Raw genomic sequence first — 25,281 nt, 5'->3', positions numbered from 1 at the left:
AGAGGAAACCATCTTGAAATACAGCAACAAAAACCCTACCATATTCTACTTATTCCGTAGCTATCGAATATTTCATCTGCGCTAATAATCGACATTTTTTCTACCATCGCTTGAGCAATTAATAATCGATCAAACGGGTCACGATGATGAAATGGTAAAGTTGTGACAACTGTAAGATGTGCCATGCTGATTGATAGAATTTCCATGTCGTTAAGTTGCACTTGTTGAGGAATAAATTGATCGTATGTATTGGGTATGGTTAGCTTGCCAATACTAACTTTGATGGCAATTTCCCACAAACTGGCAATACTCAACAGTAGATCGACATCTGATTCAATTAAATTTTTAGCATCAATACTCAACTGAGGACTGTTATTAATAAACCAAAGAAATGTATGGGTATCGAGTAATAATTTCATCCCATGTACTCACTGAAATCTTCCAAAGGTTCATCAAAATCAGGTGACATCCAGATTAATCCTTTGGCACTCCCACTCTGACGGCGTTTTGGGGGTGGAGTCAATCGCACTAATTTTAAAACCGGTTGATCATTCTGGGTGATGATAATCTCATCCCCCTTGAGTGCAGATTGCAATAAGCTTTCTAGTTGTGTTTGAGCTTGATTTATATCAATTTGGTGCATAGTCTCTTATTATTAAAGTTTTCTAGAAGTTTAGCAACAAAAATCTCCCATCACTATCCAATTCTAAAAAGTGATGGAAACCATGACACCATCCAAGATATCAAATTTCCTTGGCATCAACTCACTATCAAAGTGCAAAAAGGGCATTCAGCTAATATTCTATCGATAATTCGGTGGACATTGCTGAAGTTGAGCATTGACTTCATCAAGTGACTTTTGAACTTCCTTTAAATTGTATTCTGCGTTAATTTTATCCGCTTGTGTTGGTTGGCTGTATGGACTTGGTGATGAAATTTGCTGTTTCCAGGACTGAACGAGAAATTCCGCTCCTTCCTTCTGTTGCATGAGACTGATGCAATTTTCGTGTACAGAACGTGGTATTACGGCTTCCGTAGGCGAGGATTGCATTTCTTGGGGGTTGTTCAGGTCGTATGGAGTTGACCCACTTGAAGGCTGAGAATTTACTTGAGTAGGCGAGGGTTGCATTCCTTGGGAATTGTCCTGACTACCTGTAGGAGACTGCCGCTCAGAAGAGCAACCCAGAATAGGCACGCAAGCCAGCAGAGCTATGGTAGCAAGTTTTGCAGCACATGAGCTTTTCATAACCCTACCTCGGCTATGCGGTTGTTGAAGAGGCTCAGTTAAACCTTTGATTATACTATAAACAAAGAAAATACCAGAGGGACGCATTTTCAACTTTTCTTAACTTTTATTACTCTAGAGGCTCTGTTGCCCGAAAACCGCTATCCTGATGTAGTCAAGCCAGATAAAGTCCCCTTTCAGGGCAGTTTTGAGGAAATTGCGGTCATTACGGTCAATAATGACATTGGAAAAATTGAAGATAACGGCAATGGTTTAGTTGTCAGTGAAGAATTAGCCGAACATTTACGCTTGTTGGAACAGCAGGCAATTGAAACGGGCTTTCAAGTAGGATTCCAGCAGGCAGAAATCATGGGGAAAGTCATCCCGCAAGTGACCATCATGCGGCTCAAAGAGATGATTGCCACCGGAGAACTGCGGCAGAACTTTGAGCAATTCTGGCGGGAAGCTGCCGCGCAGTTGGGAAACGCTCAATCCCTCACCGAACAGGGGTCGGGGAAATGGCAGGAGTATCAGTTGGAGAAATACCAACCCCTGACGCAGCTCTGCCCTTTTTAGAATACAAGTAAACGGTGAAAACCTTCTTGCTCAAAATGGCGATCGGTGGTTAATGCTTCATTAATATTGAACTGACGCATCAATAAAAAGCTAACTGCATCGCATAAAGAATAAGTCTTATCTTGCCGTGCCATCAATAGTTTGACAGCAGCACGATGTAAAGGCTCATCTATCCAAACTGTCTCGATATCTGGATTTTCTAGCAAATCGGTGATAAATTCTAGGGTAGCTAAACGTGGGTAATGGCGAACTTGAGCTAGAGCAACTAACTCTGCTAAAACGTAACTGTGGGTGATGCTTTTACCTGCACTATCTAACAATTGGACAGCTTCTTCATGTCCTGGTTCATCACGATAGACATAGCAAAGTAACCCAGAAGTATCGAGGAGTATCACCGATTTCATGTCTCCTCATGAGTATCTCCATACTCTCTTCCTAAGTCAGCATCAATGCTTTCATTATCTGCTCCTGTCGGATAGCCGCTAATTGAGCCAGCGTGCGCTCGAAAGCGTTGACGTGCTGCTTCTTTTTCCGCTTCCGTGCGTTGGTCTTTATTTTTGTTCAAGCGATACTGTCGCTCAAGGGAAGTTGTTACTAATTCTGACAGGTCGATACCTAATATTTTAGCTTGCTGTTGCAAGGCGGCATAGACTTCATCGCTCAATTCTAGGGTTAAGACTTGACTCATTTGGCTGTACCTTCATTGTGGCTATTGATTAGATTAATTTCTTTTTTAACTCTTTGACCATTATAACCTCGGACATCAGCTTGTCTCTTCACAGTGGCACTGTAGGGTGGGTTAGCGACAGCGTAACCCACCGCATATTAGAAAATTGATGGTGCGTTACACCCGCGTTTTCGCACCCTATGGCGATGGCGTACTGCTACGCAGTGCCTTCGGCATCGCACTGTCGGTTGGTAATTTCAATATAAGCAGCATCGTGGCGCACTTGATTCGTCCAGCCTGCTTTCAACACCCATGCGGAAAAGGAAGCTTTATTACGGGCGCTGTTACAATTTACGGCTTTTTCAGCCTTGTCGGGAAGACAGGGCTGGGAATTTTTTTCAGCAGGCGAACTTGAAGCAGGTTAGGTTAAAATTAACTTATTCGGCTCTGATTTTGGATTGGGGAGTTATCTGCTCTCTTCCTACGAAAGGAAACGATTTGCCGAAACGGGATGCTCCCTAAAAATCAGAAAAAATTCGCCACACCAGTCTCAAGGAGGAAAGGATGTCTCAAGTCTCTATTCAATCAGATTTGGTCGAGGATAAAATTCAGTCTAGGCTCGTTATTCGTATCGCGTCAATTATTGATGATTTTATCAAGAATGAGAGCTTATTGGAAGATTTAAATAGAGATGAAATGGTTAAGTATTTTGTGAATTTACTGACCGAAAAATTTTCCTCTTCAGAATTAGAAACAATGCCCGATGAAAGTCTAGGTCGCAAAATCAGGCGAGTCTTAGGAGTGCAGGCAATGGCGGGACTGCTGAAGGATTTAACTCCAGAACAAATGGCAGAGTTTGAAGCAGTGATGGCAAGTTTTAGATAGAAATAGTAAATAGTCGTGGGTTATCTACTCGATACTAACATCGTCACAGCTATTCTCAAAGACAACCAAGTAGTCGTTGAGAGATTGAGTGCAGTAAGGCTACAAGGAAAGGATGTTTTCATAAGCTGTATTACTTATTTAGAAACTGAAGCTGGACTATTAGCAGTTAAGGCAACGAAGAAGTTAGCAAGATTTCAGAATTTGTGTCGCACTGATTTGAGAGTATTGTTGTTAGATACAATGGAGATTGTTCATCAAGCCGCAGCAATTTCTGCTGATTTAAGGCTTAAGGGAACCCCCATACAAATGACTGATATTCTCATTGCAGCAACAGCTATTAGCTATAATCTCATTGTCGTTTCTGACGACTCAGATATGCTGAGAGTTCAGGGATTAATCGTAGAAAATTGGCGGCGATGAGATAATTTGCTGGTGATGATCTCACCCATCCAGGAAAGGAAGCTTTATTACTAATATTTTAGCCTGCTGTTGCAAGGTGGCATAAACTTCATCGCTCAATTCTAGGGTTAAGACTTGACTCATTTGGCTGTACCTTCATTGTGGCTATTGATTAGATTAATTTCTTTTTTAACTCTTTGACCATTATAACCTCGGACATCAGCTTGTCTCTTCACAGTAGCACTGTAGCACTGTAGGGTGGGTTAGCGACAGCGTAACCCACCGCGTATTAGAAAATTGATGGTGCGTTACACGCGCGTTTTCGCACCCTACAGCGATGGTGATCGCACTGTACCTCTCTTTTTAGCTTTCTGTTGAATTAGTCTCTTATTTTTGGGGAGTTATTACAAAAAATTATAAGTTAGTTTGACGCAAGAAAACTCAACACAGATAACCTTTTGTTGGGTTGCGCTATCGCTTAACCCAACCTACTTTACTGAGAATTTTACCAATTTATCTGAACAGGATATTTGGCTAATGTTAAATCGTGGCTAATTAGTATGACATTTTCAATGTTAGCTTGAGCAACCAACAAACGGTCAAATGCATCTTTATGGATATTCGGTAAAGTATTTAAAGCTAAAACATGGCTAACTGTAATTGACAACAGTTCAAGTTGATTAGTTTGTTGCTGAGTATTAATCATTTGTGCCAAAGGTAGCTTGAGTGATAGTTTACCTAATTGGAGCTTGATTTGCATTTCCCAAACACTGGCAATACTGAGTAATAGTATGTTAGTTGGATTTCTACACAATTCTAAAGCACGTTGAGATAGTTTCTCTGGTTCACTATCCCACCAAATAAATGTATGGGTATCCAAGAGTAATTTCATAACTCGCCTGTCCAAAATTCTTCAGGAAGTGGCTCATCAAAATCTTCGCTCGTCCAAATTTTTCCTGAGTGTAGTCCTGGTTGTCTTAAGTTAGAAGTTTTAGTGGTTGTTTCTTCAGTTTCTACTAGGGAAATAAGACGAGCTAGAGGTTTATTTCCTTCAGTTATAATAATCTCAGTATCTGCCTTTACTAGAGAAAGTAACTCTTTTAATGTTAACTGTATTTTGTTGGCATCAATAATTTTATTTGACATGATGAATTTTCTCCTGTTATTTTCTTAATGAAGAATCTCTTCTCACCTTATCTAGTTTTCACAGAAAATTGTAGGTTGGGTTGACGCAAGGAAACCCAACACAGATAACCTTTTGTTGGGTTGCGCTATCGCTTAACCCAACCTACTTTACTACACCTTCATCTAAGGAATGGATGAGAAAGTAAGCTAGTTCAGCGCGATCTTGCATAGGAAGTTGAGCAAGTTCTATTTTGAGGGTTTCTGCTGTTTTAGTCATCTTGAAAGCATCTATAACCAGTCATCTTAGATTGTAACAGATCTCGGCTCGCAAGATAAACCATACTCCTTGAAATCATGGGAATTGAGAGAGTTATGCCAAAAATACCCCCTCAACTGACTGAATGAAGGGGCATTTGTCCTATTTTTAGTGGGCAATTTAGCCTACTTTTGTGGTCTCTTTTTCTGAAGATTTGGATGACTTCAGTTTGCGTTTGAGGGTTGAGGCTGCGCCGAGAGTGCCGAGGGCGAGGAGGCTTAGGGTTGATGTGGGTTCAGGAACAGAACAATCTGCCACTCCATTTGAAAAAATTGTTCCTGTTAACGAGCCAGCCTGTGTTTCCAGCGCAAAGGAAAGTGCCACAGATTCTTGCAGCGGATCAGAAAATGTTACCGAGCCAACAGCTGTACCAATAAATGGTATCCAATCTTGACTTCCATTAAAGGATACTTCTCCAACTATTGGAATCGAGAATGGAACAATTGTATTTGCTCCTGGTTCAACTGTAGACCAAGCACTTGCCAAGTTGAATTTGTATTCCCCATCATTTGTCAGACGAAGGGAAAAAAAGTCATTTGAGTTAGAGCCGTTAACATGAAAGCTGGATGCGGGTATAGCACCAGTTACTTCCCCATAATTAGAAGCAGTTTCCTCATAAATGACATTGGTATCAAAGGCAGAGAACGAGCCCGTTAGGGAGTATTCCATAGCTCCGAATGTAGCTTGCGAGCCCGAAGAAATTGTATGTGTAGTACGGGAAGTTGTTCCCATGAGGGGTTGTATTACTGGCAGAAGATTTACTGATGGATCTGAGTCTTCACTGGATTCTACAGTAACTGGTCCGGGTGTATTTGGAGGAATTCTAATTTTTTTGTTAGGAGGAATAGGTCCTTTGCCAGTCCATATCACTTTACCATTCTTGTCTTTAACAGTAATGGTGCTATTTTCGCTTACAAGACCAATTATTTTCATGTCATTAGCCGTGCATTGTAAACAATGGTCAACAACAATATCTATTGTGGCTAACGCTGGTTTTACCCCCAACCCTATCGCTGTAGTTGTTACAGCAGTTCCAAAAGCCAAAGCTAAAGTTAAACTTTTCATTCCTGTATTATCTGGTAAATTAAGCCCGAGAGTCGCCTCTCTCATATCTTGGGTCAAGCAACAGCCCAACCCAACCCCAAAGGCGGTTGAAAACAACAATACACACTACCCCCCCCGCAAATGTATCCTAAACTACAATTTAATAAATCTTTACATTCTTCTCCCTGACTAGGGATTCACAGCAGAAAATGAAGTCTGCGTCCCCAGAATGCCCGATGGGGCAGAATTGATTGTCACCCGCAGCCCCCTGGTGAATTCCAACGGTGTCATCACCCTGACTAACCGCCACCTCCCCCAACTGATGCGGTTGGAAGGCACAATTCACATCCATCCCGAAACCGCTGCCAAGCACCTACAGGCGGACTTCGATGGCCATAGTGGGACTTAGACAAAAAACAAATCGAGAAAAGCCTCAACCCCAATCCCTGCTTGGGATTTACTTCGAGAAGCCCAAAATCGCTGAAACCCAGATAGATCAAGGAAAATCATAAATCGAGGTTAACCCTTTGTCCCGTAATGGTTTGAGCCTTTTTTGCTGCCCGAAAATGCCTAAGTCCCAATAGGCTGGCGTTTGAACGGGCGGACAAATATCCCACTCTGACGGCAGAAATTAAAGAAGCTCTGTTGCCCGAAAACCGCTATCCTGATGTGGTCAAGCGAGATAAAGTTCCCTATCAGGGCAGTTTTGAAGAAATTGCTGTCAGTGCGGTCAATAATGACATCGGCAAGATTGCCAATCAAATTATGATGGCTGTCACCTTGCGTTGGGAAACCATTTTGATGCCAGGGGAAAAAAAAGAGGGTTATGTTAAGCCGGTTGCTCAGTATTATCGGAGTATTCTTGCCAAAAATGCCGATCCAGAACAAGATTTCCAGATTCCTGGGTCATATCGGGACGGGATACAAGCGATCGCTAACTTACCGCAACAACTCTCCCCCCAACAAATTGAAACAGCCCTACAACAGATGCGGGACATCCAATTTAAGATTGTTGGGGACTTATCCAACGAACTACAGGTAGCGGTTGACGGGACAAAAAGTGCTTTACGTCCAGACACCACAATTTTGAAGGCCTGTAAAGAAATTGGCGGTTATCAACCCTTCACTTGGTTAGCAGGGAGGGATAAAAGCCGTTATCCCCAAGTTTATCGCACTCATCCCTTAGAAAGCAGCAATTATGGGGCAGTTGACCGGATGATTGGGGTTGCTAATCAGAAATGGCAAGAAAGCCTCTTAATACCTCGTCCTGTCAATCAATTTCGTGGTTTTTTTCCCGAAGTTAACAATCAGAATCTTACTGAGATAGCGATCAAAATCAAGGAAACCTACAATGATTATTTAAAGTCAGCGCGATCGCTTGAAGACCTGAAAAACCGGCATCCCGAACTGAGAGAACCTTATATCGAGGTAACATCGACTAAAAGCCAGAGAACGCTTTACCTGACACGGCTAGATCGGTTTGGGACTTTAGAATCGGGTTTTTTTAGTCAAGATAAGCTGTTTCCCGTTGATTTACAGCTTGTTAACAACAAGATTGACCGAGAGATTCCTAATTCTCTTTTGGCTGTAGCAACGCTCGATCTAGAAGGGAAATCAGTGGAACAACCCATTGGAGCGATCGCCTTATCCTCGGTAGAGGAATACAACCTGAAAGCGGAAATAAATATGTAGAGATGGTGCGTCAAGAACACCCTGAAAGTGAAAGACAGCAATTAGCGGCGGCTCTCTGGCATCATGCTCATATCAGGGGTCATCAGTCATCAGTTATCAGATTTGCGTTTTCAGTCCACTGATTACTGGAAATACTCCCCAACTCCCACTCGGCAATAACTACTGGCAGCCAGAAATACGTTCTGCTCCTATCATGCTTTGTGCTTTTTGTCAAAAAAACTTTTTTTTTGCAATAAAACTACACAAAAAAAAGATCATCGTTGTGGGTGAAATTGACTGATTTACCCGTCTTAATTAGGATTACCTTGTAGGTGTGGCAAGGGTTTCAACCATTGCTGTTCAAAAAAGCACATAATAACCCACTATGAAATTCTATCAAATCGCTGTAACCATTGTAAAATCGTTGTTAAATAAAAATCTTTCTCAATTAATTCTTAAGAATTTATAAATATTGCGGAATGTTAATTTAAATATTCTCAAGTTTTTGGAGTTAGTAGATAATTTTTGCTTATCTTTGTCGGAAAATAGAACTCCTGCAACAATCCAACATCTACCATTGGGTTAGAAGTCAGTTATCAGTTATCAGTTATCAGTTATCAGTTATCAGTTATCAGTTATCAGTTATCAGTTATCAGTTATCAGTTATCAGTTATCAGTTATCAGTTATCAGTTATCAGTTATCAGTTCACTGAGAAAATTCCCCACACCCCACACCCTACACCCCACACCCCACATCCTACACCCTACACCCCACACCCCAATTCTTATGAGAGATTCCACGTCGGGCTATCTAAGAGTACAACAACATTGCCTCAATCAAGTTAAATTAGCCGTGAGAAAACAGGGCTTTAGCAGTCAACGCTCCTTAGCCAAAGAAGCTGAATTTAGTCTGGCTACTGTCAGCAACTTCCTGACCGGTAAACCGGTAGAACAAGCCACTTTTGAACAAATTTGTCGTCGATTATGCCTCGACTGGCAAGAAATCGCCGCCCTGAATTTTCAGCTAACAGCACCCCCTCAAGACAAAATTCTGGTTAATTCCGCAGCCAAGAGCGAAAAATTGGACACATTGCCCCCCTATCCTAATGGGGCTGTTCCCCTTGGTTCCCCATTTTATTTAGAACGTCTTCCCCTCGAAGAACAGATAAGGCAGGAAATCAAGAAACCGGGGGCTTTAGTGCGGATAAAGGCTCCCAAAGAAATGGGCAAAACCTCCCTACTTTTGAGAATGCTCGATTTTGCTAAACAGCAAGGCTACCGCACGGTGAGTTTGAACTTAGAACAGGTGGACCAGGCCATTTTGAGTGATTTAAACCAATTTTTGCGCTGGTTGTGTGCCAATGCCGCCCGTCAACTACAGTTAAAACCGCAATTAGATGAGTATTGGGATGAGGATTTAGGCAGCAAGATTAGCTGTACGGTTTACATTCAAGACTATCTGCTTGAATCGATTACCGCCCCCATTGTCCTCGCTGTCGATGAACTTAATCAGATTTTTGAACATCCCCAAGTGGCCAAGGATTTTTTACCGCTGCTGCGTTCTTGGTACGAGGAAGCCAAAACCCTACCTATCTGGCAAAAACTCCGTCTTATCGTCGTCCATTCCACAGAAATTTATGTTCCCCTGCAGCTCAATCAATCCCCCTTTAACGTGGGATTCCCCGCACAGTTAAGTCATTTTAGTCTGGAGGAGGTATTGCAATTAGCCCAACGTTATCAACTCACCTGGGAAAATCAGGAAAAAGTCCAACAACTGATGGAGCTAGTAGGAGGACATCCAGCTTTGGTACAAACCGCCCTCTACTATCTCAGTCGGGAGGAAATAACCATGACGCAAATATTAACCAGTGCCACCTCCCTCATGGGGATTTATGCCCATCACCTGCGGCGCCATTGGGCGGTATTAGAACAACAGCCTGAACTAGCAAAAGCCCTCGATCGGGTGATGAGCGCGGTGGAACCCGTACAATTAGACCCAATTCTCGCTTACAAACTCAGCAGTATGGGACTACTCAAACAATCAGGAGATAAAGTAGTACCAGGCTATGAATTGTATCGACGCTATTTTTTAGAGGTGAAATCCTCTATCAGTTATCAGTAAACAGTAATCAGTTATCAGTGAGGGTGTGGGGTGTAGGGTGTGGGGTGTAGGGTGTGGGGGGAATAAATAAAATAATCTCCTATCTCCTGACGACCGGCTCCTATCTCCTGACTCCTATCTCCTGACGACCAGCTACTAACCCCACCAACAAACTTTTTGCCGCAAACTCTACTTATTATGAATATGTCAATCAAAGATACTGTCCAAAATACTGTCAACGTTAGTAATTTTAGTCGCTCGCAACTAGGTCAACCGGATGAGAACAATTTATATCAAGCAGTCGCCACAGTTACCGAGGGACATTGGCCAGAAAATCTGTCGGGATACGTTTTTATCGTCTGTCCTTTTCATAGAAAAAATGACCGTCATTTGTTCTCTGGTGAAGGTGTAATTATTAGATGGGACTTGCAGGGGAAAAATAATCAAGTTAATGTTTACAGCAAAAAACTGAAAACTTGGGATAGTTTCTGGCGAAAAGTTTTACCGATGTTTAATATTATTAAAGCCAATTTTCCCGCCGTAATCAGCATTTTAGGTTGTTCAGAAATAGCAAATACTGCTATGGTTAAACTAGAAAAAGTTTCCGAAGATGAACAACTAGAAGAAACCAGATTAATTCTCACCGCCGATGCTGGACGTTACTGGGAAGTGGATCCCGTTTCCCTGGATACTATCACCCCGATTGGTTATTTTGACCAACATCTTGTTTCCGTGCCTTTGTCTTTTTTCCCAGTCCTAGAAAATACTGCTCACCCCTTCTACGACAAAAAGACCCAAGAATTTATCACCTGTGAATTAAAGCTAAAACTTATATCGGGAGGTATGTTAAAAGATTTAGATAAATCGGTGTATATTGTGCTTTGGGATCAACAAAAACAACTTAAACCCTGGAAGTTACAGGGAACTATCCTCGATGGTAGCCCCCATTCGGTTATCGTCACCGAAGATTATATCATGATTCCCGATATGCCTTTTCAGATGGGAGTAGCCAAACTATTAGGTATTAGAATCAAGCCGGAAGAAACCTATCCGAAAACTCAAATTTATCTGGTTAAACGTCAAGACCTCAAGGAAGAAGAAACCACCGTTCCCTCGCGATTAATTACCTTCAATGGCGACAGTTATCACTTCCTTTGTAATTACCATAATACCAACGGTCAAATTCAGCTGGTGGCCATCCAAAACGCCACTATTAGTTTAACCGAAGCGATCGAAAAAGACGATATCCAACATTTTACTGGTCAGAGTTATCCTCCCGAATACCACGGCATTCCCTGGATGTTTTCCTTTGACCCCGGAGTGCTGCGCAAAGTGGTTATCAAAGATGCCAGGGTGATGAGCGAACAAGCTTTCATCCATCCGGGGTGGTTCTCTACCACTCTCTACACCGCCGACCCGCGGGAATTGGAACAGGGATACAGCGCTATTTATCAGGTTTATGCCGGTTATGTGCGCGAATTAATCTGTCGTCGTCAGTATATGGATTTTCGCGACCAAAGTAATCGCATCCTCAGGGATGCCGAACTTCCCTGTCATGACTTGCCCTCGGTATTAGCCAAGGTTCCCTTCGATAAGGATTGGAATCAGTTAACTGAAAAGATTAGCCAAGAAAAAAATGCCAGTGATACTCATGTATCACATTTAGGTCGGGGACTACTGGATTTTTATGTTTGTCCCGATGGCTATATTTTAGATAGCATTCAGTTTATTCCCCAAGAACAGGGCTATCTATTTACGACGGTTTTAACCCCGACCAGAGTATTAGAAGCTTGGTTATTTAACCCTGACAATCTCAAGGACGGACCGATTGCTAAACTGAGTTTGCCGGAAGATGTTCACTTTGGTTTTACCTTGCATTCCGAGTATTTCGAGCAAGCGCTGCCTTCTCCCCGTCCTTCCGTCTCACAGGTAAATCGAGTTCTGTCAGCCTTGCGGAGTCTGGTCTTGGTTCCCGTAGAATTTTTCCTAGGGAAACCCGCAGCCGTTTACAACCGCCAAGTAAAAAAATGATTGTTCTCAACGGATACGACATTCTTGCCCAAATCTACGAAAGCGTTAACTCAGAAGTCTATCGGGCCATTCGCATCGCCGATAATCAACCGGTTATGCTCAAAATCCTCAAGCAAGAATATCCCACCGCACAACAACTAACCCACTACAAACAGGAGTATAAAACCATCTGCGGCCTGAACTTCGAGGAGGCGATTAAAGCCTATGGTTTAGAAACCTACCGCAGAACTCCCGTGATTATTTTGGAAGATTTCGGCGGTGTATCCTTAAAAAAATGGCTAGGGGGCAAAACCCTAGCCTTAAGGGACTTTTTAAGCCTTGCACTCCGAATAGTGGCTAATTTAGAGAAAATTCACAACGCTAAGGTTATTCACAAAGATATTAATCCTGCCAATATAGTTCTTAACCCCGAAACCGGACAAATTAAAATCATCGATTTTGGCATTGCCAGTGTTCTGCAACGGGAAAATCCCGGGCTAAAAAATCCCAACGTTCTGGAGGGGACTTTAGCCTATCTTTCTCCCGAACAAACCGGACGGATGAATCGTAGTCTCGATTACCGCACGGATTTTTATTCTTTGGGCGTTAGCTTCTACGAACTTCTCACTGGACAATTACCTTTTCGGGCTAACGATGCTTTGGAATTAGTTCACTGTCATCTGGCAAAACAACCCTTGGAGATTAATAGTCTCGTCAGGGAGAAAATTCCCCCGGTGGTGGAGGCAATCATCAGGAAACTGATGGCTAAAACCCCCGAGGAACGATACCAAAGTGCCTACGGTATTCGGGCAGATTTAGAGGAATGTTTAAGACAACTGGAAACAACGGGTAAAATTGAGGATTTTGTCATCGCTAGGCAAGATCTAGCTAATCAGTTCCAAATTCCCCAAAAACTCTACGGCAGGGAGGCGGAAATCGCCACTCTCCTCACTGCTTTTCAACGGGTAGCCACGGTGGCTAAAAACTCCTCTCACACCGAACTGATGCTAGTTACGGGTTATTCTGGCATGGGTAAAACCACCTTGGTTAAGGAAATTTATCAGCCAATTACTGAAAAACGCGGCTTTTTTATCTCTGGTAAATTTGACCAATTTCAGCGCGATATTCCCTATGCTGCCGTGGTTAGCGCTTTGACTCATCTTGTCAAGCAACTTTTGGGGGAAAGTCAGCCACAACTGCAACTATGGCGACAAAAACTCTTAAAGTCTTTGGGGGCGAATGCACGGGTTATTATTGATGTGATTCCCGAATTAGAATTAATTATCGGTTCACAACCAGAGGTGTTACAATTAGGAGCGATCGCTACTCAAAATCGCTTTAATTTAGTCTTTAAAAATTTTATTCGGGTCTTTTGTTCCCCAGAACATCCCCTGGTCATCTTTCTCGATGATTTACAATGGGCAGACTTGGCTAGTCTCCAGTTGATAGAATTAATTATGCTCGATGGCGATATGGACTATTTGTTTTTAATTGGCTCCTATCGCAGTAATGAAATTAATTCCACCCACCCCCTAACCGCTACTCTCGATAAATTAGAGCAGGGGGGCATAATTATCAATCAAGTTATTTTAAGACCTCTGAGTCCTGAACAGGTCAATCAGTTGATTGCTGACACCTTAAACCATTCACCAGAATATGTGCAATCCTTGTCCGCTTTAGTCTGGCAAAAAACCCACGGTAATCCTTTTTTTGTCAATGAATTTCTCAAAACTATCTACTGGGAAAATTTGCTATTTTTTCAACCAGGGCAAGAAACAACCACTAAAACCGATAAGAATAGGGGCTATTGGCAATGGCATCTCGGTCAAATTCAAAGGATTGGTAGTACCGATAATCTGATTCAATTTATGATGGGCAAAATGCAGAAATTGCCTCCTGAAACCCAGGAAATTTTAAGTTTAGCGGCCTGTCTTGGGGCAGAGTTTAATTTAAATATTCTAGCAGTAATCTCTGAAAAATCACCTTCAGAACTTTTACCAATTCTAACTTCTAGTAGCGAAGCTGGTTTAATTATTCCCCTCTCAGAATTAGATGAACAATTACTGATTCAAGAATATAAATTTACTCATGATCGCATTCAACAAGGAGCTTACGCTCTCATCGAAGACAGCCAAAAAGCGGTAATTCACCTAAAAATTGGTCGCTTACTTTGGCAGCATACTTCTGTCAACGAATTATCAGAAAAGATTTTTAAAATAGTCGATCATCTCAATCTTGGTTATCAACTAATTAGCGAGGAAAAAGAACGAGAGTTAGTGGCTAAATTGAATTTACTAGCAGCCCAAAAAGCCAAAGCCGCTAATGCCCAAGCTGGAGCCTTAAAATATATCAAAACCGCTCAAAAACTTCTCAAAAAATCAAGCTGGAAAAATAACTATCAACTGACTTTAAATATTTATTCTGAAGCCACAGAAATCGCCTATTTAAGTGGGAATTTTGAGCAGATGCAACCCTGGGCTAATCTCGTATTAAAACAGGCAAAAACAACCCTAGATAAGGTGAAAGTTTATGAAGTCATCATCGAAGCCTATCACGCCCAAAATCAAGAACTAAAAGCGGTAGAAATTGGTTTATCCGTCCTCAAAAGCCTAGATTTCGAGATTCCTGAATCCTTACAATCATCAGATATTCAAAAAGAACTAACTAAAACCGGACAAAAATTAGCGGGTAAAAATATCAAAGATTTAATTAATTTACCGCCGATAAATGAAGAAGAAAAATTAGCAATCATGAAGATAGCAAGTGCCATATTTTCTCCTGTTTATATTGCCGCCCCTCATCTCTTACCCATCCTAGTATCAAAACAGGTTAACTTATCAATTGAATACGGCAATAGTTATCTAGCGGCTTTTACTTATGTCAATTATGGCTTAATTCTTTGTGGTCTTTTAGAAGATTGGGAAACGGGTTATCAATTTGGACGATTAGCTTTAAACATTGCTGATAAATTTCATGCCAAAGCCCTGATGCCGAAAATAATTGCCGTCTTTTCCGCCACTATTAGTATCTGGAAAGAACCGATTAAAAATTCCCTGTCCTTGTTAAAATCTTCCTATCAAACCGGTTTAGAAATGGGCGATCTCTACTACGGAACAACCTGCGCCTATCTTTACTGTTTTCATTCCGCCTTTATCGGACAGGAATTAACCGAATTAGCCCAAGAAATAGCTAACTATGATCTGGCTTTTGTTAAGCTCAAACAAGAAAACCCCCGCAACTATCTAAAAATCTATGGTCAAACAGTTTTAAATCTGCTGAGGCACTCGGAAAATCCCGGTCATTTAGAAGGACAGTACTATCAAGAAACTATTATGTTACCGTACCATCTAGAGGCTAATGATCTCTTCGGTCTCTGTGCTTTATTTGTTAATAAATTATACCTTTGTTATCTATTTGGACAGTACGAACCAGCCATTGAAAATGCTAACCAAGCCCAAAATTATCTAGGGGGAGCTACCGCTACTTTATTGATTCCTCTGCATAATTTCTATGATTCCCTCGCCCATTTAGCTATTTATAATCATCTGGACAATGACCAAAAACAGCAAGTATTAGAACGAGTGACGAATAATCAGAAAAAGCAACAGGAATGGGCGAATCAAGCCCCCCCTAACTATCTCCATAAATTTTATTTAGTGCAAGCGGAAAAGGAGCGGGTACAGCAATCCTATCTAGAAGCCATAGAAAATTATGATCTAGCCATTGCTAAAGCCAAGGAAAATGAATACATTAATGAAGAAGCACTGGCTAACGAACTAGCGGCGAAATTCTATCTCGATTGGGGTAAAGTAAAAATTGCCAAAACCTACATCAATGAAGCTGCTTATCTCTATTCTCTTTGGGGAGCAACAGCTAAAGTCAAAGATATAGAAAGCCGTTATTCTCAGTTAATGGTCAATAATTATGGTTCCAATTCCCTGACCGAAACTAGGAAAACTACCACCAGAAAAAATTCAGTTAGTCATGCGGGAGAACTGTTAGATTTAGCCACGATTATGAAGGCATCCCAAGCCATTTCTAGCGAGATAGTTTTAGATAAATTACTCGCCACCCTGATGAAAATTCTCATCGAAAATGCTGGGGCGCAGCTGGGCTATCTTATCCTAGAAAGCGGCGGACAACTATTGATCGAAGCCTCCGGTTCCGTGCAGGAAGATGGGGTGACAGTCTTTAAATCTAATGCCATCGAAGAACATCTTCCCGTCTCAATTATTAACTATGTAGCCCGGAGCGGTCAAACCGTTCTTAATAACGATGCCGCCCATCACGGCAATTTTAGCAACGATCCCTATATTAAAACCCATCAAACCAAATCGCTGCTCTGCACACCCCTCCTCGACCAAGGACAACTACGGGGAATTGTCTATCTAGAAAATAATCTCACCGTCGGGGCTTTTACCCAAGAAAGATTGGAAGTGCTGCAACTGCTCTCCAGCCAAGCGGCGATCGCAATTACTAACGCCAAACTCTACGCCGAAATCAAAGCCAAACAGAGACAACTAGCGCAATTTTTAGAAGCCATGCCGGTGGGGGTATTCGTCCTCGATGCCGACAGTCAACCCTACTACGCCAATCAAACCGCCCAGGAGATTTTAGGAAAAGGGATAGTTAATATCACCACGGCTAATCAGTTGGGGAAAACCTATCAGTTATATCAAGCAGGAACCGATCGATTGTATCCCACCGAAGACCAGCCGATTGTCCGAGCTTTAAGGGGGGAAAAAAACACGATGGATGATCTAGAAATTCACCAAGGAGAGAAGATTATTCCCCTAGAAGTGTATGCCACGCCCGTTTTTGACGAAAAAGGAGAAATTATCTATGCGATCACCGCTTTTACCGATATTACCGAACGAAAACAGGCGGAAGCGGAACGGATTCGCTTTACCGAAGAATTAGCCGAGTATAGCCGCACCCTAGAACAGAAAGTGCAGGAGCGCACCCTAGAACTCAGCCAAACCCTAGAAATTCTCAAGGCCACCCAAGCAGAATTACTGTTTGAAAATGAACTGCTCAGAAACACCGAAGAATCTAGCACCTTTGACTACCAAGTGGGGGGCAGTTTACCCATGGATGCCCCCACCTACGTGGTCCGCGCCGCCGACCGTTATCTCTATAAAGCCCTCAAACGCGGCGATTTTTGCTATGTCCTCAATCCCCGTCAAATGGGTAAGTCTAGTTTAATGGTACGCATGATCGATCACCTCCAACACGAGGGCATCTGTTGCGCTCCCATTGATTTAACCCGTATCGGCAGCGAAAATGTCACTCCTGACCAATGGTACAAGGGGATAGCCTTCGAGTTAGGACGACGTTTTGGCCTGCTCAAAAGGGTCAATCTCAAAGCTTGGTGGCAAGAACGGGAAGATGTCTCGGCAGTGCAGCGATTAGGCGAATTTATCGAAGAGGTGTTATTGCTGGAAGTAGGGATAGTAGAAGGTTCTCCCCCAAAACCGATCACGATTTTTATCGATGAAATCGATAGCGTTTTAGGCTTAAATTTCGCGGTTAATGACTTTTTTGCCCTGATCCGTTCCTGCTATAACCAGCGCGGTTTTAACCCGCTCTATCGGCGTTTGACCTTCGCTTTCTTCGGTGTTGTCACCCCCTCCGATTTAATTACCGACCACCAAATCACCCCTTTTAATATCGGTCATTGGATTCAATTGGAGGGTTTTAAGGAACACGAAGCCCAGCCTTTACTGCGCGGATTGGCCGAGAAATTTAGTAACCCGCAAACTGTCTTAAAAGAAGTCTTTGCTTGGACAAACGGTCAACCTTTTCTAACGCAAAAACTCTGTCAGTTAATTCGCACCGCCACCTCGTCGATTCCCGCCAATGGTGAGGCCCTCTGGATTGAGGACTTGGTACAGAAGAAGATCATTGACAATTGGGAGGCTCAGGATGAACCAGAACATCTGCGGACTATTCGCGATCGCCTTCTCAACAGTCATCGCTCCCAGTTGCTCCTAAGACTCTATGAACGGATTTTAAGGGAAAAGGAGGTGATTGCCGAGGATAGCCCCCCAGAAAAAGAGTTACTTTTATCGGGGTTAGTGATCAAAGACCGGGGCCAGCTGCGGGTCCATAATCCCATCTATCGGGCCATCTTTAACCTCGATTGGCTGGGTTGCAGCTCAAATTTGTAGAAATATCCACTACAGAGCAATTATTGGGACTTAAACGCTCAATACAGATCAAATCGATTATAATCGCTACAGAGTCGGCACTTGACGTTGAGAGATTGGCAATGAAACAGACAACCCCCTCCGCGTCAGAGATAAATGAAGCTTACTTCGCCATGTTATCTTGGTGTTTTGTGCCTAAATTTCCCCGCAAGTCAGCCCCCTGTCTCGGCCAGTGCGAGTCGCTATTCTCGGAGCAACACGAGCAGTCGTGACTAAATTACTCGAATTCCGCTATTTTCCTTTCGTAAGATTAGAGCCATGAACAAAACAGATGTAATGAGTTGGATTTATTTTAGTCATCCAAAAAAAGCTGATATTGTCAATATTTTAATAATTATTGCCATCTGGACTGTGATGGTAATTGTCGTCAATCCTTTGGGTAATTTTCCTCTTAATGATGACTGGGTTTATGGACTGGCAGTAAAATCGATTCTGGAGAAAGGTGATTTCCGCCTTCCCAGTCCAGCCCATACTAACCTATTTTTTCAAGCCTTTTGGGGAGCCTTATTTTGCCTTCCTTTTGGATTTTCATTTACCGCATTACGCTTCTCAACTTTAACCTTAGGATTAATCGGTGCGATTGGTACTTACCTGCTGCTTAGAGAAGTTAATGCCAATCAGAAAATCTCTTGGTTGGGTGCTTTGCTGCTAGTGGTTAATCCTCTATACTTTGGATTAGCTAACAGCTTTATGACCGACGTTCCTTTTCTGGCTTTAAGTGTCCTATCTTTCTATTTTCTGATCAGGGGATTGAAGCGGGAATCAATAATTGAAATTATTCTCGGTATTTGCCTAGTTTATATCAATATTTTGATTCGCCAATACGCCATAGTGATTCTTTTATCATTTGCCCTAGCATACTCGTTTAAACAAAGATTTAAATTAAAAATTTTATTGGGCAGTTCCCTGATATTTTTATCAGGAATTTTACTACATGAACTGTATCAAAAATGGCTTTATTCTACAGGACGCATGCCTTTAACAGCAGAGAATACCCTGACTATAATAGCAGAGAAGGTATTGATAGCTATAGGAAAATTAGATTTCGGCAACCACATTTTAATGATTTCAATTATATACCTGAGTTGTTTAGTCTTCCTTGCCCTAGCGATCTTTTGGACAAAAAAATTAAAATTAAAAATTTTGTTGGGCAGTTCTCTGATGGTTTCCTTGGTAATCTTACTCTATAAATTGTATCAACAATGGCTTGAATCTAAAGAGCGGACTCTTTTAATAATGGAGAATGTGTTGATCAATATGCAAAAATTAGATTTTGGCAACCATATTCTAATTATTTCAATTGGTTGTTTTATTTTCCCATTCATAGCGATATTTTTTTCTGGAAAATTTAAGGAAATATCGCGCCAACACCAAAGAATAACGCTCTTAGCTTTATCTAGCTTTTTTGTTGTCGTGATGGGTAAATTGATCCAGCAAGGCAAAACTATGCCCTTCATCGGTAATGTCCTAGTTTATTTTGGCTTAGGCCCTTTAACCCTTCGAGATACTTATATCTTGAAGGTAAATTATCCCCCCTATTCCCTTGGCTTAAAAATATTTTGGTTGATGATGACGGCGATTGGTGTAGTTGGAGCGCTCTTATTGCTTTACTATTTATGCTCAGGGATATTGCAAACCTTTTCTGAATCAGAAAAATGGTTGAATTTACTAATAATTTCTGCGATATTAGTTTATCTTTTTCTTTTGGGAATAAAGTATGCTTTTGATCGTTATTTTTTGCTGCTTGTACCATTATTTATGGTTCTTATAGTAATTTTAAACAAGGACATTGCCGAACGAGATATTGGCAAAAAAATAACTGCTTTTGCCTTGACAATGATCTTTATTTGGGGCGGATTTACTATGGCTGCAACCCATGACTACTTAGCCTGGAACCGAACTCGGTGGCAAGCCTTAAATGATTTGATGGAACAGAGAGTTACTCCTGAATATATCGATGGGGGATACGAATTTAATGGCTGGTATTTAAACGATATAAAATATCAGAAGCAGCGGGGTAAAAGTTACTGGTGGGTAAATCGTGATGACTACATGATTTCTTCTGGATTGCTCGAAGGTTATAAAGAAGTCAAACGCTATCCTTTTGCAAGATGGCTGCTTTTAAAGCAAGATAATGTTTTTGTTCTCCATAAGATTGCTGAAGATAAAACTAATGGGACTTAAACGCTCAATACAGATCAAATCGAGTATAATCGCCAGGGTAATCGCCTGTTGATGGAGTTTTCAAATTCTGAGGGGTTGGGTCTAAAATTTGATGACTAAATCAGGCTTTGACCTGCACAAGGCTAGAGAATTTCTGGTTTTGCCAGTTATTCTGGCTACCTCATCTACTCAGTTCCTTAAATTCCCAAAAGTACTAGCCAATTATAAGATTAACATCTACCTCCTCTCTCAGTCAACTGCACGATTCTGTCAAGATTTTTACCATGAAATTATCATTCATACTGGCCCTGTAGCGTTTCATCCTCAGGCTCATTTTTGAGGTTTCTCGCTTCAATAAATTCACACTTAAACGGCGCAATAGCCCTAGGTTTTCCGCTCCATAGCCCCGGCGAACCCGACTGGCATCTTCATTAAAGGTAACATCGAGTACCCAATGGAGACTATTTTCGATACTCCAATGTCCGCGAATCACCTCGGCGTGTTTTTGGGCATCCGCTGCTAAACTACTGATGAAGAAGCGAATTTCTGTAGTAGTTTTATTCCATAATTGGCGGACACTGCGAACCATGACTAGGGTGGTTAGGCCTGGCCACAGACTCTGCCGATGCAGGAGCGGTAATTGAGACACTGGCACTACCCAAATTTGACGGGTTTCGATCCGGTGATGCCCCGACTCCACCTTTTCGTGGTAGCTGTATTCAATCCCTTGCCAATCCCGGGCTATAGCTTGGTCAAACCAGCCTTCTACTTGTTGAAAGAGCTTGCCCTGATTGCCTTTGAGGGCTAAAACATAATCTCCTCCCCCGGACTTGATTTGTTGGGCAATTTCTGTCTGGGTTGCCATGGCATCCAAGGTGACTATCGCTCCCTTGAGATTGAGCAATTGCACTTCTCAGCGGCACGGCGGTAATTTCATTAGATTTACTGTCCACTTTTTCTTGGGCTAAGACTAACCCATGTTCGCTACTCCAAGCACTGACGGTGTGCAAAGCTTTCAGCTTTTCCTCTCGGTCATAAAAATTTCTTTCTCGCCGTTTTCCCATCTATGTGGATTAGTTCTATGTTCAACTTCTCTGTGATTTCTCTTATCCAAGTCAGGAATCCCGACTGTAATTGCTTGGGTTCTAGCTAGGCCAGCACTCGCCCAAAGGTATCGTGGGACGGTATGCCATTCGGGAGGTCTAAAAATGTTTCCAACCAAGACTGCTTCGCTTGTCCGTAGGCTTCTATGGCGGCAAAACCATCGGCACCAGCTAAGACTGCCAAGATAGCTATGGTAATTATCGAGACTAGGCTATGATTGCGCCCCCTGTCCGCTCTGGGGTCTTCTAGATGCTGAAAATGTTTCAAGACACTGTTTCTTAAAACCTTAGCCTCTCGCTCTTGCTTGGGGTTTAAAACTAGGGGACCAAAACCGGATGCCATGCTCAACTGCTACACTATGTAACTTTTTACTTCCTCTCAGATTAACTTATATCAGCTCGTCCTGCTAGTAATGACATTTAGTAACCTCTGTCTGTTACATTTTAGACAAAACGACGTGCGATTACCCTGCTATAATCGCCGCCGATTCGGCACTTGACGTTGAGAGATCGGCGATGAAAGAGACAACCCTGGCCATATCATAGATAAATGAAGCTTGCTTCTATTTTCCTTTCGTAAGATTAGAGCCATGAACAAAACAGATGTAATAAGTTGGAGCTATTTTAGTCATCAAAAAAAAGCTGATATTGTCAATATTTTAATAATTATTGCGATATGGACTGTGATGGTAATTGTCGTCAATCCTTTGGGTAATTTTCCTCTTAATGATGACTGGGTTTATGGACTGGCAGTAAAATCGATTCTGGAGAAAGGTGATTTCCGCCTTCCCAGTCCAGCCCATACTAACCTATTTTTTCAAGCCTTTTGGGGAGCCTTATTTTGCCTTCCTTTTGGATTTTCATTTACCGCATTACGCTTCTCAACTTTAACCTTAGGATTAATCGGTGCGATTGGTACTTACCTGCTGCTTAGAGAAGTTAATGCCAATCAGAAAATCTCTTGGTTGGGTGCTTTGCTGCTAGTGGTTAATCCTCTATACTTTGGATTAGCTAACAGCTTTATGACCGACGTTCCTTTTCTGGCTTTAAGTGTCCTATCTTTCTATTTTCTGATCAGGGGATTGAAGCGGGAATCAATAATTGAAATTATTCTCGGTATTTGCCTAGTTTATATCAATATTTTGATTCGCCAATACGCCATAGTGATTCTTTTATCATTTGCCCTAGCATACTCGTTTAAACAAAGATTTAAATTAAAAATTTTATTGGGCAGTTCCCTGATATTTTTATCAGGAATTTTACTACATGAACTGTATCAAAAATGGCTTTATTCTACAGGACGCATGCCTTTAACAGCAGAGAATACCCTGACTATAATAGCAGAGAAGGTATTGATAGCTATAGGAAAATTAGATTTCGGCAACCACATTTTAATGATTTCAATTATATACCTGAGTTGTTTAGTCTTCCTTGCCCTAGCGATCTTTTGGACAAAAAAATTAAAATTAAAAATTTTGTTGGGCAGTTCTCTGATGGTTTCCTTGGTAATCTTACTCTATAAATTGTATCAACAATGGCTTGAATCTAAAGAGCGGACTCTTTTAATAATGGAGAATGTGTTGATCAATATGCAAAAATTAGATTTTGGCAACCATATTCTAATTATTTCAATTGGTTGTTTTATTTTCCCATTCATAGCGATATTTTTTTCTGGAAAATTTAAGGAAATATCGCGCCAACACCAAAGAATAACGCTCTTAGCTTTATCTAGCTTTTTTGTTGTCGTGATGGGTAAATTGATCCAGCAAGGCAAAACTATGCCCTTCATCGGTAATGTCCTAGTTTATTTTGGCTTAGGCCCTTTAACCCTTCGAGATACTTATATCTTGAAGGTAAATTATCCCCCCTATTCCCTTGGCTTAAAAATATTTTGGTTGATGATGACGGCGATTGGTGTAGTTGGAGCGCTCTTATTGCTTTACTATTTATGCTCAGGGATATTGCAAACCTTTTCTGAATCAGAAAAATGGTTGAATTTACTAATAATTTCTGCGATATTAGTTTATCTTTTTCTTTTGGGAATAAAGTATGCTTTTGATCGTTATTTTTTGCTGCTTGTACCATTATTTATGGTTCTTATAGTAATTTTAAACAAGGACATTGCCGAACGAGATATTGGCAAAAAAATAACTGCTTTTGCCTTGACAATGATCTTTATTTGGGGCGGATTTACTATGGCTGCAACCCATGACTACTTAGCCTGGAACCGAACTCGGTGGCAAGCCTTAAATGATTTGATGGAACAGAGAGTTACTCCTGAATATATCGATGGGGGATACGAATTTAATGGCTGGTATTTAAACGATATAAAATATCAGAAGCAGCGGGGTAAAAGTTACTGGTGGGTAAATCGTGATGACTACATGATTTCTTCTGGATTGCTCGAAGGTTATAAAGAAGTCAAACGCTATCCTTTTGCAAGATGGCTGCTTTTAAAGCAAGATAATGTTTTTGTTCTCCATAAGATTGCTGAAGATAAAACTAATGGGACTTAAACGCTCAATACAGATCAAATCGAGTATAATCGCTGCCGAGTCGGCACTTGACGTTGAGAGAGCGGCGATGAAAGAGACAGCCCCGGCGGCGATGCCTCCTTGCTTTGACCGATGGTGTGGGCGTTTTGACAATTGCTTCAAGAGCGATCGCTCTGTCGCTGGTAGGGTGCGTTCCCTGATGCAATCCTTGTTACTCCATCGTTTGATCATGGGGAACGCACCATATTTAAGTTAAAATTTAAGGGGGAAAATTCAGTTTCGTAGGTCGGTCCCTCGGAACGAAACCCAACAACTCCACCGAATTATGCCTTGTTGGGTTTTCCTTCGGTCAACCCAACCTACAGGGGGGATTATACAAGTCAATCGAGAAGAACAGCTTTTCATCATCACTGAGATCAGTCTTCGGGGTGATATTTACAAGTAAGACAGAGGAAACCACCTGAGACTCCTTCCCCAGTAAATCCCTAAGCTAGGGAGAGGAATGTAAATATTTATTAAATCGTAGCTTAAGATACATTTTTTTGTGCGGTAGTGTGTATTGTTTTGCTGTCCGCCCTTGGCGTTGGGTTGGGCTGTTGCTTGACCTAACTGTGAGGGGGGCGATCGCTATCAGTACAATCAAAAAGCCAAAATTAATCGCCAGTTGGGGAGAAGAATGTAAAGATTTATTAAATATAGAGAAATTGCGGCATGGGATATGATTGATCTGGTTGCCTATTAGTCTAAGTCAAATGAACATTGAACAAGCAGTCATTAAAAGCCTAAGAAAACTTCCCTTAGAAAAACAACAAGAAGTGTTATCTTTCACCGAATCTCTCATACCCAAAACTTCACTTCCTTTGCCAGAGCCGACTCTTACCCCTGAACAGCGAGCCGCTAAATGGATGAGTTGGGTACAAAGCCATTCCTCTAATAATCCCCCTTTACCCGATGAAGCCTTACACCGTGACACTATGTATGAAGACTAATGACTCAATATTTACTGGATACTAACATTCTCTTACGAGCTAGTGACCCCAACTCATCCAGTTATCCCCTAATCATGAATGTTGTTGACATGATTATTAGACAAGGAGGAGAATGTTTGATTACTTCTCAAATTTTAATTGAATTTTGGGTTGTAGCAACGCGCCCCAAGGATGTTAATGGACTAGGTTGGGCTCTTCTGGTTTTCGTGTGTTAATTTTTGTTATGAATTAAAGCAAGCAAACAGCTTAAGTCGAAGATGTTGAAAATTGGTAAATCCATAACTCATTCTTTTAATAAGCTTT

The 25,281-nt window shown here is 41.6% G+C and carries 20 protein-coding genes and 3 pseudogenes; 13 read left to right on the top strand and 10 right to left on the bottom strand.

The features are described from left to right. Nucleotides 1–35 precede the first annotated feature (35 nt). The 3 genes from H6F92_RS15135 to H6F92_RS15125 all read right to left on the bottom strand — a co-directional run bounded on the left by H6F92_RS15135 (nucleotide 36) and on the right by H6F92_RS15125 (nucleotide 1,333). Entirely contained in the window at nucleotides 36–419 is a 384-nt protein-coding gene (locus tag H6F92_RS15135; RefSeq protein ID WP_002790025.1) for a type II toxin-antitoxin system VapC family toxin, read from the bottom strand. Next, the gene (locus H6F92_RS15130; RefSeq protein ID WP_002790026.1) at nucleotides 416–643 is read right to left on the bottom strand and encodes a type II toxin-antitoxin system Phd/YefM family antitoxin; all 228 of its coding nucleotides are present in this window, start codon (nucleotides 641–643) and stop codon (nucleotides 416–418) included. The genes H6F92_RS15135 and H6F92_RS15130 overlap by 4 nt, the downstream gene beginning before the upstream one ends. A 159-nt stretch (nucleotides 644–802) precedes the next feature. Then, a complete protein-coding gene (locus H6F92_RS15125; RefSeq protein ID WP_190358569.1) occupies nucleotides 803–1,333 on the bottom strand; it encodes a hypothetical protein in 531 nt (176 codons plus the stop codon). Between the two features lie 39 nt (nucleotides 1,334–1,372). On the opposite strand from H6F92_RS15125, the gene H6F92_RS15120 reads away from it, so the two are divergent. After that, nucleotides 1,373–1,801: a hypothetical protein gene (locus tag H6F92_RS15120; protein ID WP_190358629.1), complete on the top strand. Its 429-nt coding sequence runs from the start codon at nucleotides 1,373–1,375 to the stop codon at nucleotides 1,799–1,801. Here H6F92_RS15120 and H6F92_RS15115 read toward each other — a convergent pair. From H6F92_RS15115 to H6F92_RS26570, 3 genes are read right to left on the bottom strand one after another with little or no spacing between them, the layout of a single operon-like run. Beyond that, a complete protein-coding gene (locus H6F92_RS15115) occupies nucleotides 1,798–2,196 on the bottom strand; it encodes a type II toxin-antitoxin system VapC family toxin (protein WP_002732239.1) in 399 nt (132 codons plus the stop codon). The two genes, H6F92_RS15120 and H6F92_RS15115, sit on opposite strands and share 4 nt — an antisense overlap. Nucleotides 2,197–2,201: 5 nt before the next feature. After that, nucleotides 2,202–2,489 carry a hypothetical protein gene (locus tag H6F92_RS15110; protein WP_002790029.1) on the bottom strand — a complete coding sequence of 96 codons (288 nt, stop codon included), beginning with the start codon at nucleotides 2,487–2,489 and terminating at the stop codon, nucleotides 2,202–2,204. After that, nucleotides 2,486–2,620: a hypothetical protein gene (locus tag H6F92_RS26570; protein WP_002741034.1), complete on the bottom strand. Its 135-nt coding sequence runs from the start codon at nucleotides 2,618–2,620 to the stop codon at nucleotides 2,486–2,488. Before H6F92_RS26570 ends, H6F92_RS15110 begins: the two co-directional genes overlap by 4 nt. 412 nt (nucleotides 2,621–3,032) lie before the next feature. Here H6F92_RS26570 and H6F92_RS15105 point away from each other — a divergent pair, with 412 nt between their 5' ends. Both H6F92_RS15105 and H6F92_RS15100 read left to right on the top strand, forming a co-directional pair. Next, complete coding sequence (locus H6F92_RS15105) at nucleotides 3,033–3,353, top strand: hypothetical protein (RefSeq protein WP_149988568.1); 321 nt, start codon at nucleotides 3,033–3,035, stop codon at nucleotides 3,351–3,353. Nucleotides 3,354–3,368: 15 nt separating this feature from the next. Continuing rightward, nucleotides 3,369–3,773, top strand: a complete 405-nt coding sequence (locus tag H6F92_RS15100) for a type II toxin-antitoxin system VapC family toxin (protein ID WP_190358567.1) — start codon at nucleotides 3,369–3,371, stop codon at nucleotides 3,771–3,773. A gap of 484 nt (nucleotides 3,774–4,257) precedes the next feature. Here the strand turns inward: H6F92_RS15100 and H6F92_RS15095 are convergent, their stop codons facing one another. The 3 genes from H6F92_RS15095 to H6F92_RS26105 form a co-directional block, all read right to left on the bottom strand. Then, nucleotides 4,258–4,644, bottom strand: coding sequence for a type II toxin-antitoxin system VapC family toxin (locus H6F92_RS15095; protein WP_190358566.1), 387 nt, complete (start codon nucleotides 4,642–4,644; stop codon nucleotides 4,258–4,260). Beyond that, nucleotides 4,641–4,898, bottom strand: coding sequence for a type II toxin-antitoxin system Phd/YefM family antitoxin (locus tag H6F92_RS15090; RefSeq protein ID WP_190358565.1), 258 nt, complete (start codon nucleotides 4,896–4,898; stop codon nucleotides 4,641–4,643). The genes H6F92_RS15095 and H6F92_RS15090 overlap by 4 nt, the downstream gene beginning before the upstream one ends. 415 nt (nucleotides 4,899–5,313) lie before the next feature. After that, complete coding sequence (locus H6F92_RS26105) at nucleotides 5,314–6,303, bottom strand: PEP-CTERM sorting domain-containing protein (protein WP_242030150.1); 990 nt, start codon at nucleotides 6,301–6,303, stop codon at nucleotides 5,314–5,316. Nucleotides 6,304–6,442: 139 nt separating this feature from the next. On the opposite strand from H6F92_RS26105, the pseudogene H6F92_RS27065 reads away from it, so the two are divergent. The 6 genes and pseudogenes from H6F92_RS27065 to H6F92_RS15060 all read left to right on the top strand — a co-directional run. Then, a pseudogene (locus H6F92_RS27065) lies at nucleotides 6,443–6,631 on the top strand (hypothetical protein); the annotation flags it as partial. A 251-nt stretch (nucleotides 6,632–6,882) separates the two neighbouring features. Further along, nucleotides 6,883–7,929: a hypothetical protein gene (locus tag H6F92_RS15080; RefSeq protein ID WP_242030149.1), complete on the top strand. Its 1,047-nt coding sequence runs from the start codon at nucleotides 6,883–6,885 to the stop codon at nucleotides 7,927–7,929. Nucleotides 7,930–8,695: 766 nt separating this feature from the next. Then, complete coding sequence (locus H6F92_RS15075; protein ID WP_190358564.1) at nucleotides 8,696–10,030, top strand: AAA-like domain-containing protein; 1,335 nt, start codon at nucleotides 8,696–8,698, stop codon at nucleotides 10,028–10,030. A gap of 177 nt (nucleotides 10,031–10,207) precedes the next feature. After that, the gene (locus H6F92_RS15070) at nucleotides 10,208–12,040 is read left to right on the top strand and encodes a carotenoid oxygenase family protein (protein WP_190358563.1); all 1,833 of its coding nucleotides are present in this window, start codon (nucleotides 10,208–10,210) and stop codon (nucleotides 12,038–12,040) included. Continuing rightward, nucleotides 12,037–18,189, top strand: coding sequence for an AAA family ATPase (locus H6F92_RS15065; RefSeq protein ID WP_190358562.1), 6,153 nt, complete (start codon nucleotides 12,037–12,039; stop codon nucleotides 18,187–18,189). Before H6F92_RS15070 ends, H6F92_RS15065 begins: the two co-directional genes overlap by 4 nt. Nucleotides 18,190–18,486: 297 nt before the next feature. After that, a complete protein-coding gene (locus H6F92_RS15060; protein ID WP_190358561.1) occupies nucleotides 18,487–20,412 on the top strand; it encodes an ArnT family glycosyltransferase in 1,926 nt (641 codons plus the stop codon). Nucleotides 20,413–20,644: 232 nt separating this feature from the next. Here the strand turns inward: H6F92_RS15060 and H6F92_RS15055 are convergent. Continuing rightward, a pseudogene (locus tag H6F92_RS15055) lies at nucleotides 20,645–21,837 on the bottom strand (ISAs1 family transposase). Between the two features lie 247 nt (nucleotides 21,838–22,084). Between H6F92_RS15055 and H6F92_RS15050 the strand changes: the two are divergent. The 4 genes and pseudogenes from H6F92_RS15050 to H6F92_RS26100 all read left to right on the top strand — a co-directional run. Beyond that, entirely contained in the window at nucleotides 22,085–24,010 is a 1,926-nt protein-coding gene (locus H6F92_RS15050) for an ArnT family glycosyltransferase (protein WP_190358560.1), read from the top strand. Then, a complete protein-coding gene (locus tag H6F92_RS15045) occupies nucleotides 24,000–24,245 on the top strand; it encodes a hypothetical protein (RefSeq protein ID WP_190358628.1) in 246 nt (81 codons plus the stop codon). The genes H6F92_RS15050 and H6F92_RS15045 overlap by 11 nt, the downstream gene beginning before the upstream one ends. Before the next feature lie 496 nt (nucleotides 24,246–24,741). Next, nucleotides 24,742–24,978, top strand: coding sequence for a hypothetical protein (locus H6F92_RS15040; RefSeq protein WP_190358559.1), 237 nt, complete (start codon nucleotides 24,742–24,744; stop codon nucleotides 24,976–24,978). Then, a pseudogene (locus H6F92_RS26100) lies at nucleotides 24,978–25,169 on the top strand (type II toxin-antitoxin system VapC family toxin); the annotation flags it as partial. The gene H6F92_RS15040 and the pseudogene H6F92_RS26100, both read left to right, overlap by 1 nt. Nucleotides 25,170–25,281 lie beyond the last annotated feature (112 nt).

This window comes from Microcystis wesenbergii FACHB-1317, assembly GCF_014696875.1.
Classification (GTDB): Bacteria; Cyanobacteriota; Cyanobacteriia; order Cyanobacteriales; family Microcystaceae; genus Microcystis; species Microcystis wesenbergii_A.
The sequence above is the reverse complement of the archived record's forward strand: the minus strand, read 5'-3'. Positions and strand labels throughout refer to the sequence as shown.

Bases quoted from the DNA above. Each gene is read 5' to 3' on its own strand.
- H6F92_RS26105 (WP_242030150.1), bottom strand. From the start codon at position 6,303: ATGAGAGAGGCGACTCTCGGGCTTAATTTACCAGATAATACAGGAATG.
- H6F92_RS15125 (WP_190358569.1), bottom strand. From the start codon at position 1,333: ATGCGTCCCTCTGGTATTTTCTTTGTTTATAGTATAATCAAAGGTTTA.
- H6F92_RS15040 (WP_190358559.1), top strand. From the start codon at position 24,742: ATGAACATTGAACAAGCAGTCATTAAAAGCCTAAGAAAACTTCCCTTA.
- H6F92_RS15075 (WP_190358564.1), top strand. From the start codon at position 8,696: ATGAGAGATTCCACGTCGGGCTATCTAAGAGTACAACAACATTGCCTC.
- H6F92_RS15070 (WP_190358563.1), top strand. From the start codon at position 10,208: ATGAATATGTCAATCAAAGATACTGTCCAAAATACTGTCAACGTTAGT.
- H6F92_RS15095 (WP_190358566.1), bottom strand. From the start codon at position 4,644: ATGAAATTACTCTTGGATACCCATACATTTATTTGGTGGGATAGTGAA.
- H6F92_RS15110 (WP_002790029.1), bottom strand. From the start codon at position 2,489: ATGAGTCAAGTCTTAACCCTAGAATTGAGCGATGAAGTCTATGCCGCC.
- H6F92_RS15090 (WP_190358565.1), bottom strand. From the start codon at position 4,898: ATGTCAAATAAAATTATTGATGCCAACAAAATACAGTTAACATTAAAA.
- H6F92_RS15060 (WP_190358561.1), top strand. From the start codon at position 18,487: ATGAACAAAACAGATGTAATGAGTTGGATTTATTTTAGTCATCCAAAA.
- H6F92_RS15135 (WP_002790025.1), bottom strand. From the start codon at position 419: ATGAAATTATTACTCGATACCCATACATTTCTTTGGTTTATTAATAAC.
- H6F92_RS15045 (WP_190358628.1), top strand. From the start codon at position 24,000: ATGGGACTTAAACGCTCAATACAGATCAAATCGAGTATAATCGCTGCC.
- H6F92_RS15065 (WP_190358562.1), top strand. From the start codon at position 12,037: ATGATTGTTCTCAACGGATACGACATTCTTGCCCAAATCTACGAAAGC.
- H6F92_RS15105 (WP_149988568.1), top strand. From the start codon at position 3,033: ATGTCTCAAGTCTCTATTCAATCAGATTTGGTCGAGGATAAAATTCAG.
- H6F92_RS15130 (WP_002790026.1), bottom strand. From the start codon at position 643: ATGCACCAAATTGATATAAATCAAGCTCAAACACAACTAGAAAGCTTA.
- H6F92_RS15050 (WP_190358560.1), top strand. From the start codon at position 22,085: ATGAACAAAACAGATGTAATAAGTTGGAGCTATTTTAGTCATCAAAAA.